Origin of the sequence: Dickeya fangzhongdai, from assembly GCF_002812485.1 — a bacterium.
In the GTDB taxonomy this organism is placed as follows: domain Bacteria; phylum Pseudomonadota; class Gammaproteobacteria; order Enterobacterales; family Enterobacteriaceae; genus Dickeya; species Dickeya fangzhongdai.
The window spans coordinates 1,915,354-1,929,388 of sequence record NZ_CP025003.1; the positions used below are offsets into that span (position 1 = coordinate 1,915,354).

The 14,035-nt window shown below is 57.3% G+C and carries 10 protein-coding genes; 5 read left to right on the forward strand and 5 right to left on the reverse strand.

Annotated elements, in window-relative coordinates:
* The first annotated feature begins 68 nt into the window (after window positions 1–68).
* On the forward strand, window positions 69–1,166 hold the full coding sequence (locus CVE23_RS08680; RefSeq protein ID WP_225622659.1) for an ABC transporter substrate-binding protein: 1,098 nt from the start codon (window positions 69–71) through the stop codon (window positions 1,164–1,166).
* 4 nt (window positions 1,167–1,170) lie between these two features.
* On the opposite strand, the gene CVE23_RS08685 is transcribed toward CVE23_RS08680, so the two are convergent.
* From CVE23_RS08685 to CVE23_RS08705, 5 genes are all read right to left on the reverse strand, one after another.
* Window positions 1,171–2,097, reverse strand: a complete 927-nt coding sequence (locus CVE23_RS08685) for a LysR family transcriptional regulator (RefSeq protein WP_100849333.1) — start codon at window positions 2,095–2,097, stop codon at window positions 1,171–1,173.
* 286 nt (window positions 2,098–2,383) lie between these two features.
* Window positions 2,384–4,621 carry a LamG-like jellyroll fold domain-containing protein gene (locus CVE23_RS08690; RefSeq protein WP_100849334.1) on the reverse strand — a complete coding sequence of 746 codons (2,238 nt, stop codon included), beginning with the start codon at window positions 4,619–4,621 and terminating at the stop codon, window positions 2,384–2,386.
* A 392-nt stretch (window positions 4,622–5,013) separates the two neighbouring features.
* Window positions 5,014–6,852 (reverse strand): amidohydrolase, encoded by a 1,839-nt coding sequence (locus CVE23_RS08695; RefSeq protein WP_082171006.1) that lies wholly within the window; start codon window positions 6,850–6,852, stop codon window positions 5,014–5,016.
* Between the two features lie 365 nt (window positions 6,853–7,217).
* On the reverse strand, window positions 7,218–7,985 hold the full coding sequence (locus tag CVE23_RS08700) for a CDP-diacylglycerol diphosphatase (protein WP_100849335.1): 768 nt from the start codon (window positions 7,983–7,985) through the stop codon (window positions 7,218–7,220).
* A 172-nt stretch (window positions 7,986–8,157) separates the two neighbouring features.
* The gene (locus CVE23_RS08705; RefSeq protein ID WP_100849336.1) at window positions 8,158–9,057 is read right to left on the reverse strand and encodes a LysR substrate-binding domain-containing protein; all 900 of its coding nucleotides are present in this window, start codon (window positions 9,055–9,057) and stop codon (window positions 8,158–8,160) included.
* A 166-nt stretch (window positions 9,058–9,223) separates the two neighbouring features.
* On the opposite strand from CVE23_RS08705, the gene CVE23_RS08710 reads away from it, so the two are divergent.
* The 4 genes from CVE23_RS08710 (at window position 9,224) to CVE23_RS08725 (ending at window position 13,830) form a co-directional block, all read left to right on the forward strand.
* Window positions 9,224–10,762 (forward strand): ABC transporter substrate-binding protein, encoded by a 1,539-nt coding sequence (locus CVE23_RS08710; protein WP_100849337.1) that lies wholly within the window; start codon window positions 9,224–9,226, stop codon window positions 10,760–10,762.
* A gap of 268 nt (window positions 10,763–11,030) precedes the next feature.
* Window positions 11,031–11,915 (forward strand): dihydrodipicolinate synthase family protein, encoded by an 885-nt coding sequence (locus CVE23_RS08715; RefSeq protein WP_100849338.1) that lies wholly within the window; start codon window positions 11,031–11,033, stop codon window positions 11,913–11,915.
* The gene (locus CVE23_RS08720) at window positions 11,912–12,862 is read left to right on the forward strand and encodes a nucleoside hydrolase (protein WP_100849339.1); all 951 of its coding nucleotides are present in this window, start codon (window positions 11,912–11,914) and stop codon (window positions 12,860–12,862) included. Before CVE23_RS08715 ends, CVE23_RS08720 begins: the two co-directional genes overlap by 4 nt.
* Window positions 12,862–13,830 carry a nucleoside hydrolase gene (locus tag CVE23_RS08725; RefSeq protein WP_038659973.1) on the forward strand — a complete coding sequence of 323 codons (969 nt, stop codon included), beginning with the start codon at window positions 12,862–12,864 and terminating at the stop codon, window positions 13,828–13,830. Before CVE23_RS08720 ends, CVE23_RS08725 begins: the two co-directional genes overlap by 1 nt.
* Window positions 13,831–14,035 lie beyond the last annotated feature (205 nt).

A 14,035-nucleotide genomic window follows, 5' to 3' on the forward strand; every position in this document is an offset into this window, starting at 1 on the left:
TTACGGCGCACCGGTCGCGTTCGCTAGTTTCTCGCCATTGAAACCGCCTGCAATGAGTGGAGAAAATCATGCAACAACAACAAGATCGTCATCGTTACCGTGGCTGGCGCCGCCTGTTTAAAGGCGCGGGGCTGGTGCTGTTGACGGTCGCGGCGCTGGGGAATTCAGCACGGGCGCAGGAGGCCAAACCGACGGAAATCCGCATCGGGCTGCCGGATCAGAGCGCGGGCAGCAAGCCGTTTATCGGCGGACCGCTGGGGTTGGCCTATATTCGCCACAGTCTGGAACAGGTGTTTGAACCACAGGGCATCAAGGTGCATTGGTCGTTCTTTAAAGGCGCGGGACCGGCGGTGAACGAAGCGTTGGCCAACCAGCAACTGGATGTGGCCTACCTCGGCGATCTGGCGGCGATCATCGGCCGCTCCGGCGGGTTGCCTACTCGGGTGCTGCTAGGGTCGCGCGGTTCCAGTTCGTATCTGGCGGCGACGCCGGAGTCCGGCATTCAGCGTATTGAGGATCTGCGCGGCAAACGGGTGGCGGTCTACAAAGGCACCGCCGACCAGCTGTCGTTTGAGCGGGCGCTGAAAAGCGCCGGGCTCAACGAGCGGGATATCCGGGTCATCAACCTTGACTGGACCGCCGGCAAAGCGGCGCTGGCGGCCCGGCGCGTCGACGCGGTGTGGGGCGGCGTGTCGCTGCTGGCGCTGCGCCCGCAGGGGATTCGCATTATTACGTCCAGCCGCGACCTGGGTTGGGCCAATACTACTCAGGCAGTCGTGCTGGCGACGCAGGATTTTATCCAGCGCTACCCGCAGGTCACGCAACAACTGGTGACGACGCTGGTGCAGGAAGCGCATTGGGTCAGCGACCCGGCGCATCTGGCGGACTATATCAAACTGATGGCGGACCAGAGCCAGATTCCGGCCGTGCTGTTTGAAGAGCAGTTCCGGCCGGATTCGCTCAACCTGCAAAGTTCACCGCGTCTGGACCCGTTCCTGCGCAGCAACCTGCAGGACAGCGTGCAGCGCGCCGGCACAGCCGGATTAATTCGTTCCGCTTTTTCGGTGGAGGAGTGGCTGGATAATCGCGTTGTCGATCAGGCACTGAGCGATCTGAAACTGGAACCACAGTGGCCGGCGTATGACGCCAGCGGCAAACCGCAGTAATGCTTTATACGGGAACGGGCTGGCGTAGCCGGTCCTGTTCCAGAATGGCGTCGATCATCAGTTGCGCTAGCGGCGGCAGCGGTTTTTGCAGGCTGGAGATAATGCCGAACCGGGTCTGCATCTGCGCCCATTCCGCGGGTTGTTCGGTGAGGGCGATCTCCACCAGTTGATGGCTATCGCGGCCGAGCGCAAATCCGTCCTCGCTGGAAAAACTGATGGCCTGGGTGTGGCGCAGCACGCTGAACACCGAATGGATGTGGTCGCACTGAATCTGCGGGCGATAGTCCGGCTGGCCGGTCAACGCCGCCAGCACCTTACGCATGCCGACCGGCAAATAGGGCGACGCGAGCGGAAAGCGCAGCAGGTCGTCGGGCGAGACCTGCGTCTGCTGCGCCAGCGGGTGGTCGCGGTGGCAGATGAAGAAACAGCGGCGCGGGTTGAGCGGCTGCACCCGCAACTGCGGGTCCAGTTCGGCTTGCCAGGCGTCGGCCACAAAAAACGGCCACTCTTCGGCCTGTAGCCGCTGATGCAGCGCATGCCAGTTGTCGACGCAGTAGGTGACGCGCGCCCGCGGCCGCAGCAGGTGGAAGGCGGATATCGCCTGCGGGATCAGCGCCGCCGCCGGTGCCGGGCCGCAGCCGAACGCCAGCTCGCCGGCGTCATCCTCGCCGAGTTGCCGCATGTCCTGAATCAGCTCCCACGACAGCGCCTGCATGCGCTGGGCGAAAGGCAGCAGCTTTTTGCCCTGCCAGGTGAGCGTGAACTGCTTGCTGTGCCGCTCCACCAGCGGGTGACCGAGGGTTTGCTCCAGCGTCTGAATGCTGCGGCTGAACGCGGATTGCGACAGGCAAACCGCCTCCGCCGCCTGCACAAAACTGCGGTGTTCCGCCAGCGCCAGAAAATTGCGCAGTTGTCGTAAATCCAGATGCATGATGTTCTCGCCCGGGCATGGAAATCCGGGCCAGCCTAGGCTGACGGGCGTTGGCAAAGCAATGAACAAAAACGCATAACTTATAACAGGTTATCTGTCGGTTTTGTCCGGGCGATAGATGGTGGAGACACCGGCTGGAATATCCCGCTCTTCCGAGACCCGCTTGCCGAAGCCTGCGGATCCCGGTCTGAGCAATCTAACTCAGCTTTATAAGCCGATGCATCCGGTGCGCTATCTCTTTATCCATGTGCAGCGTTGTCACCCTTTTAAGTCGCGAAGTATGGCGTCATTTTCTGGCTAATGCGGCAATATCCACGCTGCTCAACGCCCCCGACAAGATCCTGAAATAGTCATAACGCCCCTTTATATTGGCGTCGCGCGCGTACTGCGAGCGGCCAAGATAGGCCGACTCGGCCACACCAAGCTGATAGGGCGCTAGCGTAAATTTTTCATTACGTCCGACCTCTATGCCATCGATATAGACGATGCAGATATTGCCAGACAATGTCATCGCAACATGTACCCATTTACCGACGGGGAATGTGGTGTCTGCCGTCACGCCTTCGACCATATAACCATGTAGGATCGATATCCTAAACGTTGGCTTCCCGTTATTTCCAAATGGTGTCAGGCTGATCCAGCGGCGTTCGCCAGAACCAATGTCGAAAATCCTGCCCCACGAACGTGAATCGTCCGCACAGAATCTGGTTTCAATTGTGAAATCACCCAGTTTCGACAGGGGGCCATCCGGCAGTTTCAGGTAGCCATCTACGCCATCAAGCACCAGCGCAGTACCCGTGCCATCCGGTCCCGTTCCCCAACTGGCACCGCCTGACAGCGAACTCACTCCCCACTTGCCTGTGCTGTCTGCGGCAGTAATGCCAGAGCCTTCGTTCAACGCAAGATGGAATATTTCTTCCACCTGAATCGGTACTCTGACGGTGTCCGACGCCGCGGTTTCTCCCCCCGCAATGAACGCTTTCACGCGATAGTAGTAGCTCGCTGCCCTCGTAATATCGCTGTCCGAATAGGTCAAAAGATCAATGATGTCAGTCGCAATGACGGTGAACGGCCCATTAGCAACGGTGGCGCGTTCGAGGGTATAGCGCGTAGCGCCAACAACCCCCCACCAGGAAAGTTCTACCTTGTCGCCACGGCGGTTGGCAGTCAGGCCGGAAGGGCGCAACGCCGTCGTCTCAACGGCCAGGTCGCGTGAGAACAGTAACGTACCGTATCCCGTTCCGTCGCCCCCGCCGCCGTATTCCGGGTACACTTTCTGTACCTGTTTGAACACATAGGGCGTTGCAATACCTTTTCGCTTTGCATAGTGGTTATAAATAGCCTCCCAGCATGGCCGTTTATTCCCTTGGCTCGACGAGGAAACGGCTTCCATCAAGCCATGCCTGTTGCGGTAGTTCATCCAGGGCATTGCATAGAACCCGCCCGTTTCGTCGTTCAGGTTTGATTTCGCGACAAACTCTGCACCGGCAAGAAAACGGTTATTGTCGTATCCATAAATGTCATCGCCTTGATTCCACGCCATTTCACAGAAAGCCGCGCCCAGACTTATTCCTAGCGTAGTGTGTCCCTGATCGCGACCGCTTTCCTGCCATTGCCCAAGGTAACCGGGATGCACATGTACCACTGCTTGCATGCCGGCTCCGTTGCCCTGACCGTATTTGTAGTAGTCAATCGCTTCCTGATAGATGTCGGGGCGATCGCACAGCACGCCGATCGCCAGAATATTAGCTATCGCGCATTGGTCCCAATTGGCCCAGTAATTGGTGATATCCGCACCGTTATGCACATCCAGGAATTGCCTCGACATCGGATAGAACACCGTCAACATCATATTCTGGAAGCGCTCCAGGTCTGCTGCAGCCCACCCGGAATAGCTGCGCATGATTTCAGCAACGTTGGCAAATTGATAGCCGTAGATACCCGCGGCCAGCCAGCGATCGGCGTTGCCAGTGACCGTCTTTAGCGTGGAAGACCACGCATTAAGATACTTGATCGCTTCCTCTGCATACGCGGTGTCTTGCGTGATTTTCCAGCGTACCGCCAGACGGTAGGAACGCTGCACATCAACATACAGTAATGAAAAATTCTGCCCGTCACCTCCCCGCACAATTGTCTCAGTGGCGCGCGGGGTCGCCCCCAACTGTGAATAGGCATCTTTTACAAACGGTTCCCATCCATCTACCCAGGGTTTCTCACCGGTTGCCAGCTTCTTGCTTATACGGACGAAGTCATCTTCAGTGTGCAACAAGCCGGGATGGGTGAAGGTGCGGTTTTCTGCGTGAAGCGCCGGCGCAACGGTGCCCGTTGCTGCGGCTACGATTGCACGAGTTAGAAAACTGCTTCTAAATCGCCCCAGCAGCCCGCTGAATACGATACTCGCGCCAGCTTGCAGAAAGCGACGCCGTGGCATGGAGTCCAGTTGTTTTTGAGTAGTCACAGGCGTGGCGTCTGCTTCTGGTGTCGACGGAAAATCACGCTGCAGCGTGTGTGGTATTCTCTTCATGATGGACTCTCTCCCTGATTGATATGAATTAGCAGTGCTCTGCGGCAGTTCTTTCTCAATAATTACCTGTAAAACCTAAAAGTGGGGAATTCCATGCGCCACTTCGTAAACGTGGCGCGTGTCCTCCGTCTCTCGTGAGAATATAACGGTATAGTCGATGTGACTCTGCTTTTTTAGCGCACCTGTGAGCCATTCCTTTATTTTTAATGCAGGGTAACCGCATGCCGGATATTACCCGCCGGACAGAAATCATCTTGCTCGTCTGCTGAAGAATCGGCACTAAAAATAAAAACGACTTTCTGTGAAAAAAGCCGTTTTCGGATCGGTTCTAATCAAAATTTATTAATGGTTAACGGCACGATTGTTACATTTCTTGCCCTATAGAGAATGGCTCAAATACCTATTTCTGGAACCGAATGAACCAGTTTTCCTTTATAGTAGGTTTTTAATACTTTAGTTTTATGAACTTGTTTGATAGGAATTTTGAACAGATTCCGATCAAGCACGATAAGATCCGCGGACTTGCCAAGTTCGATCGACCCCGTATCCTTTTCCAGCCCCATCGCCTTCGCGCTGTTGATAGTATAAATGCGGATCGCTTCTGCCAGATCGACAGCTTCATCGGGCGCCAGCGTTCCAGGGACATCACCCAATGGGTTCTGTCGTGTTACCAAACCTTCAATACCGATCCACGGAGACGGTGTCGGACCACCTGCTGGCCAGTCAGAGCCTCCGGCCACCAGCGCCCCTGCGCGGAGCAATTTCATCGTGGGGACAAAATCTCTCATACGCTCCTCACCGACAGTAACAACGCTGGCTTGCGTCATATCCGATGGGAACCACAGCATCGGCGACAGGTCGGCTGCTACACGAAGCCTGGCGAAACGCGGCAAATCCTGTGGCGCAATCAGATGCGTATGGGCAATCTGATGCACAGGTCCATTCGGCCCATTGATTTTACGTACTTTTTCGACAGCATCTAACGCAAGCTGTAATGAACCATCTCCAGCCGCATGTAATTTGGTGGAAATACCTTGCTTGTCGAGCTTAGTCAGAATGTCAACTACCTGGTCTACCGTGTAGTGTGTTTCACCATGAAAATTATTGCCGTGGACATGGTCTGGAACATAAGGAGCGAGAAGCTTAGCCGTGTAAGCGGGCGGCACACCATCAAGGACGAACTTGAAGCGGTCGGGGAGGAAATTCGTCGTACGATAGACGTCGCGTCTGGCAAACAGTTCCATTCCGGCTGCGCCTTCATCCAGTAATGGGGTTGAGACGACAGAGGCCAAAATCTTCAGCGGTAAGCCTTCTGCCCGATCGATTTTGCTCCAGATCCGCAGATTCACTTCGGAGCTAACGGCTTCTTGCACACCCGTGATACCCAGAGAGACCATCGTCTTTGCTGCACCTCGTCCAGAGGTCAGGCGTTGCTCCTCCGTTCGGGCAGGAACAAGGCTTTGCACATGCTGGAAGGCAGGGAACTCCTGTAACAATCCGGTAGGTTCGCCAGTCACCGCATCTTTGACAATCACGCCGCCGGCAGGGCTGACGGACGCGGAGGTGATGTTTGCCAAACGCATCGCTTCACTATTGATCCAGCGGTTGTGATAGGAATCGTCACGCAGAATAACAGGATGCCCGTTGCTGACTTTATCCAGCCTGGCCAGTGCGTCGGCGCTCATAAGTTCAGACATGCGCGGGCTCCCCCATGATGAGCCGATAACCCATCCACCCGGTTCCACCTGTTTCGCACATTCGGAGACTCGCTTTAGCATCTCGTCCAGCGAGCTCTTGCCAGGGAAATTACAGGAGAATAGATCTTCGTATCCGCCATCCAGCGGGTGGGCATGCACGTCATTGATGCCGGGCATCGCCATTCCCCCTTTGAGGTCAACAACCTTGGTATTGGGGCCGATGAGGTTGGCGACCTGCGCATTGGAACCAATAAATACGTAACGACCATCGCGCACTGCAATCGCTTCAACCCACGGTTGATGCTGAGTGACGGTGAAAATATTGCCATTACGTAAAACCAGTTCGGCGGGTACGTTCTTTTCTGCGACGGCAGAAGAGGGAATAGAAAAAAGTAAACCTGCTATAGATGCAACAAATCCGACCCGTACCAGAAAATGGTTTTTTGTCGGTACGTTCGAAGCTAATGGCGGCTTCCTTACACACGTCAATTGGGGGCTACACCCTTCAATATTACCTACACTGGCTCTTGTCATATATTCATCTCCCTATGTATTTTTTACGCTATTCCACTAGCTGGGAGTTACATCCTCCATATATTGTTACAATCGGATAATACAAATTGAGCTATTAGTGATGTGAAGGCACAAATAGCAAAAACAGCGGTGCTATTCGAGAAATGTGGCATTCTTAGAGAAGCACTGATGTATTCCCGATAAACCCATGTTTGACTTATTGTGACTCGACATTAAGGTATTCTGGAGACGGTTTCGACATACTGTTAATAACAGGTATGTTTTGATTAACCTGTGTTTTTGCGCAATCTGTAGATCGCGTCAGGCTATGGGTGTTGTGTTTTCTGGGGAACTCAGTTCCCCAGCCATCCGGTGAAAGAGACGTTTCAGGTCTGCGCCAGCGCGCAGCTCACATCCAGAATTTCTTCCGCCGAGCCGCGGTTGAACAGGCCGATAAAATCACGCCGCACCGCCAGCAGAATCAGTTCGCCCTGAGCGTTGGCGGTCAACGCCAGACCGTAGTTTTCCATCTGGTCCCCGCGCGTTTGCACATACTGATTGAGCAGCTTGAACGGATCGGTTCGCGTCAGATCGCTGCCGTTCAGCTTGGTTGCCAGATAGTCGTGGCCCAACAGCGGCTGACCGAGCGACACCCAGTCGTAACCGATGTTAGCGCTTTGGGCGCGCAGCGTCTGGTAGACCTCGGGTTTCAGGCAGGAAATATGGATATGCAGCTGGCCTTGCGTGCGGCCGTACAGCGAGTTGATCGCCAGCCCGAGCGCGTCGTCCCCGATCGGTTTGCCCATTTGGCTCGACAGCCTGTCGCGGTAGCTCCAGGCGGCGGCAAAATAGGCCGGCGTACCGGGTTGCAGCAGCAATGGGCTTTCAATGCCGCTGATGCGATCGGTCGGGATCAGCAGGTCGTGATACGGTCCGCGCCGGTCTTTGAACAGGGCGTAATGACCTTGCAGATTGACGTCAAGACAAGGGGCGGGCGAGTTATTTTTCTGCTGGTTGGGTACGCACTGCTGGCTGACGAACGTCCACAACGCGTTGCCATTGCCGCGGCGGGCGAAAGGCTGCCAGAAATAGAGCAGTAGGGCGACCAGCAGCAGCGTAACGATCAAACCGAGAAGGTATTTCTTGCGTATCATGGCAGGATTCCGTGAAGGGTTGTTGCCGCATGGTTATTGATTGCAACGCAATTGTCGCAACGTTATTTGTTGCAAGGTGATTCGTCGTATGACGACAGGCTGCATTCGTGTGATGACGCGCCGCATAGTGCCGTGCGCAGATGGCGCCATGATGACAGCCGGCCGATGCCGATCAATCGGCCGACGCGCTCTCGCCGATCAACGTGCGGATAACCTGAACGACCTCTTCCACCAGCAGGCTGCGCGCATGTTGGGGCGGGAAGATCGCCAGATAGGCGACGTCAATCTTCGGTTCAAAGGGTTTGATCAGCAGCGTCGCTTCGCTGGTGCGGGCGGTAATGGCATCGACAATTCCCACCCCTAATCCGGCGCCCGCCATGACGCAGCAATGGCGCAGCGAGGTTTCGATCGGGCTTTGCAACGCCACATCCTGCGCGGTGATAGCCTGCGCCAACTGTTCCCGTAACACGGTTTTGCGCCCCGGCAGGATCGAGCGGTAGTGGTTCAGGTCGTCAAGGGTGATACCGGTGCGGCCCGCCAGCGGGTGGGTTGGCGCGACGACCGCGACCGCCTGGGCGACGCCCAGCAGGTCGGCCTGCAAGCCCTTGATTGCCGGCGTACTGTTGATAAAACCGATGTCGTACTGGTTGCTCAGCACCATTTCGGTGATCGCCAGCGTGCTTTCCACATCCATAGACAGCGCCACATCCGGGTATTTCTTCAACAGCGAGGGGAAAATGCGTTCGGTACAGAGGTTGGCGAGCGCGGACACCGCGCCGATGCGCAGCACGCTGCCTTTGGCGTGACGGATGTCGTCCGCCACCCGCAGAATGTGATCCAACCCCAGATACAGCCGTTCGATCTCCCGGAAAAGCTTAAGTGCTTCTTCACGGGGTTCGAGTCCCCGGCCATCCCGATCAAACAGTTTTAGTTTAACCGCGTACTCAAAATCCTTGATCAGCCGGCTGACCGCCGGTTGGGTGATATTCATGATGTTGGCGGCCTGTGTGATGCCGCCGGTCAGAATCACCTTATGGAATGCTTCAACCTGTCTTAAGTTGATACGGCTCATAGATGTTACCAACCATAATGTTTATTTATGAATTCGGTACAAAATACGATTTTTAATTATTTTAACCAACACGTAGACTCCATCCCGAAGGTTACAGTTTGTCATAGATTTGCACAAAGCGTGATAAACCCGAATGCGGGATGGATCCGAATTTAAAGGAGTAACCATGAAAGGAACGTTGTTTGTTGCCGGCCTGATGACGCTGATGCCCATCGCGCAGGCAGCGGATTTGACGATTGGACTGGCGTCATCCACCACCTCGATGGATCCGCAGTTTTATGTCGGCGGCGCTAACAGCGCAATGGCCCGCAATCTGTTCGACGGGCTGGTTAACCAAAACGAAAAACAACAAATTACCCCTGCTCTGGCGGTGTCATGGAAAGCTATCGACGACACCACCTGGCAATTTAAATTGCGACCGAACGTCAAGTTTCACGATGGCACCGATTTTAACGCCCGGGATGTGGTGGCCAGTGTGAAACGCATCGCGTTGGCGGCGAAAAACAGCCCCAGCGCTTACACGCCCTACGTGGCGGACATCAGCGAGGTTCGTGAAATCGACCCGCTGACGGTGGAAATCAAGACCAAAGGACCGGCGGCGCTGCTGCTCAACAACCTGAGCCGCATCGCGATACTGCCGGCGCGGCTGGCCGACCAGCCGACCGACGTGCTGAACGGCGGTAAAGACGTGATTGGCACCGGCCCGTTCAAATTTGTCTCCTATACCCCGGATGACAAGGTGGTGCTGAGCCGTAACGACCACTACTGGGGCGGCAAAGCCGAGTGGGACCAGGTGACGTTGCGCGTCATCAAGAACAGCAGCGCGCGCATTGCCGCGTTGCTGTCCGGCGATGTGGACATGATCGAAAGCGTGCCGACCGCAGACCGCGCGTCTATCGCGCGTCAGCAGGCTTTCGCCACGGAGTCGGTGCCGGGCAACCGCATTTTGTATCTGCACCCGGATCAGGACAGAGACGAGTCGCCGTTCGCCAAAGGCGACGACGGCAAGAATCCGCTGAAAAAAGCGGAGGTGCGTCAGGCGATGTCGCTGGCGATCAATCGCGACGCGCTGGTGCAGCGTATCCTCGACGGGCAGGGGCTGCCTTCGTCGCAGTTGGTGCCGCAAGGGTATCCGGGATATTCCGCCAAAATACCGGCGCCGGTTTACGACCTGGCGCAGGCGAAACAAAAACTGGCGGCGGCGGGCTATCCGAACGGCTTTACCCTGACGTTCCACGCCTCGAACGATCGCTATCCCAACGACGCCAAAATCGCGCAGGCGCTGGGGCAGATGTTCAGTCAGGCGGGCATCAAGACCGAGGTGGTCACCATGCCCGGCAACGTCTACTTCGCCAAGGCGGCGCAGCGTGAATTCAGCCTGGTGATGGGCGGCGCGGCGATTGAAACCGGCGAGGCGTCCGGCGTGCTGGGGCCGTTGCTGGAAACCTTTGGCCCGAATGCCGGCCAGGGAAACCGGGGACGGTATTCCAATGCCGAATTTGACAAGCTGCTGAATCAGGCTCGCGCCACGCTGGATGAACGGCAACGCGATGCTCTGCTGCAGCAGGCAACCGAATTGGCGATGAAAGAGCAAGGGGTTATCCCGCTGCTGTTTCTCTCCAATACCTGGGCAATGAAAAAAGGCTATAGCTACGTGGGCCGCACAGACGGCTACACATTGCCCTATTTCGTTCACAAGCAGTAAAACGGTGAGTTTTTCACCCGGCGCTGGTGGTGAATGAAAATGATGTATACCCAAATAATTCGGGTTGCAGGAAGGCGGCAACCGAGTGAATCCCCAGGAGCTTACATAAGTAAGTGACTGGGGGGAGTGAGGGCAGCCAACACACCTGCAACTCGAAGTATGACGGGTATAGTGCGATTTTTACGTTAACACCAGGGTTCTCCCATCAGGCCGTGTCCCGCTGCATTGCGCGGCGGGACACTCCGCCTGCCACTTTCAGGGTCACTCCATGAGCGAATTCTTCGGCGTATTTCCCTATCTGGTTTCACCTATAAAAGCGAATGGCGATGTGGACAAAACCGTCCTCGCCGAACTGGTCGAGCACCTTATCGCCAGCGGCGTACATGGTTTGACGCCGCTTGGCAGCACCGGCGAATTCGCTTATCTGACCGCAAAGCAGCGTTTTGATGTCGTCAGCACCGTGGTTGACGCGGCGCGCGGCCGGGTGCCGGTGATCGCCGGCGTAGCCGCCACCACCATTCAGGATGCGGTGGCGCAGACGCAGGCTTACCTCGGCCTGGGCGTCGACGGCATTCTGGCGATACTTGAGGCTTATTTCCCGTTGACCGATGCCGGCGTGGAGAGCTACTTTCGGGCGATTGCCGAAGCCGCGCATCCCACGCCCGTGGTGCTGTACACCAATCCTCATTTCCAGCGTTCCGACTTAAGCCTGCCGGTGATCGAGCGTTTAAGCCACGTGGATAACATCCGTTACATCAAGGATGCGTCCACCAATACCGGCCGGTTATTGTCGATCATCGAACGCACCGAAGGACGCATGCAGGTTTTCGCCGCCTCGGCCCATATTCCCGCCTGCGTCATGCTGATCGGCGGCGTCGGCTGGATGGCCGGCCCGGCCTGTATCGTGCCGCGTCAGAGCCTGGCGCTGTACGAGGCGGCCAAACGCGGCGACTGGCAACTGGCGATGGAACTGCAACGCCCGTTGTGGCGGGTGAATGAAATTTTCGCCAAATACTCGGTGGCCGCCTGCATCAAGGCCGCGCTGGAGATGCAGGGATTCGCGGTCGGCAACCCGATTGCTCCGCAACAGCCGCTGAATCATCACGCGCGGGAAGAGATCGCCAGCGTGCTGAAACTGGTGGGCGCTCTGTGAAGTCGATTCCCATCATCATCGATTGCGACCCCGGTATTGACGACGCGCTGGCGTTACTGAGCGCGTTTGTCGCCCCACAGCTGGCGATTCAGGGCATTACCGTGGTGAACGGTAATCAGCCGTTGCCCAACACGCTGCGCAATGCGCTGCAGATCGTCGAACTGGGCGAGCGTACCGATATTCCGGTGTTTGCCGGTTGCTGGCAACCGATGTTGCGCGAGCCGATCCACGGTCAGTTTCATGGCAAGAATGGGTTGGGCGACAGCGATTTTCCCGCGCCGCGTAAAGCGGCGGAAATGCAGCACGCGGTTAACTTTCTGATCGCCCGTTGCCGGGCGGCGGCGCAGAGCGGCGAACGCATTACGTTGTGCTCGCTGGGGCCGCTGACCAACCTGGCCAGCGCCTTCTGTATCGCGCCCGATATCGTGGACGGCATCGAACGAATTGTATCAATGGGCGGCGCCTGCCGGGAGCTGGGCAACCGCACCATGACGTCGGAATTCAACATGCTGGCCGACCCGCACGCGGCGCACATCGTCTTTTCGCAGGAACTGCCGATGACGCTGTTGCCGCTGGACGCCACCCATCAGGTGATTCTGACGCCGGAGCGCGTCAGCGAACTGGTGACTCACGCCGGGCGATTGCGCGCTCCGCTGAGTCAACTGATGGCGTTTTGGGATCGCAATGACGTTAAACGTTACGGCTCCCGCGGCGGGCCGCTGCATGACCCGCTGGTGATCGCCTGGGTATTGCGCCCCGATTTGTTCCAGACCGAACGGGCGCGGGTGCTGGTGGAGCATCAGAGCGAACTGTGTATGGGACAGAGCGTAATGGATATCTACGGTAAATCCGGCCTGTCGGCGAACGTCGATGTGGTCACCGGCGTGGCGGTCGACGAGGTGTTTCAGTTGTTCTGTCAGCTGTTTTCAGCTTATGGAACCGCGTGATGACACGTCAGCGAATCATTATTGACACCGATCCCGGCGTAGACGACGCCATTGCGCTGTGGCTGGCGCTGGCCTCGCCGGAACTGGACGTATTGGGTATTACGGTGGTGGCCGGCAACGTGGCGCTGGAGAATACGCTGGCGAACGCCCGGCGGATTGTGGCGCTGTCCGGTCGTGATGACGTGCCGGTGTTCGCCGGTGCGAAAAGGCCGCTGATCGGTCCGCAGCGCTACGGCAAGTACGCCCATATCGGCGCATTCAGCGATGAGCTGGTGCCGGCGGGCGAGTGCCGGGTCGTGCAGGAGCACGCGGTGGATTTTATCGTTCGCACCGCACGTCGGGCGGCGGAAGAACAGAACCCGATTACCTTTTGCGCCATCGGGCCGATGACCAATCTGGCGCTGGCGCTGATTCAGCACCCGGACGTCGCGCGCGGCATCCGTCAGGTGGTGACCATGAGCTGCGCCTTTACCGCGCTCGGCCACCGCACGCCGTGGGCGGAATTCAATATCTATGCCGATCCGCACGCCGCCCGCCGGGTATTCGGCAGCGGCATTCCTTTGGTGATCATGCCGCTGGACATGACGTTTCAGGCGCTGATTACCCAACAGGAGATCGACGTTTTGCAACGTGACGCCGGGCGGCCCGGTGAGGCCATCGCCCGCCTGTTGGGCGCTTTTGACCGCAGCGACATGGCGCGTTTCGGCCGCGAAGGCGGTCCGGTGCATGACGCCACCACCGTGGCCTGGCTATTGCAACCGTCGCTGTTTGCCGGACGGGAGGCGCTGGTCGGGGTGACCGTCGCCGGTGAAACCGCCGGGCATACCTGGGCGGATTTTTATGGCAAGCTGTCGCAGGCGCCTAATGCGCAGGTGATGCAGTCGGTAGATGAACCCGGTTTTCTGTCGTTGCTGGTCCGGGTGCTCAGCCGCTACGGCCGGCCGGATATCCCGGAGCGTCACGCGTAGAGCCTATCTCAATAGGCGTAATGGGCGCAGTCAGTTTGGACATGGCAGCGCGGAGACAACATGCAATGCATGTTGAACGGACAAAGCAATTGGTCCGGCCCAACGGGCGAGCGCGGCGAGTAAACCGAAGCGTACACGCAGTACGTGAGGGTTTCGGGCACCGCCCAGGGCCAAAATGGCAAGTAAAATCGCTCTATTGGGGTAG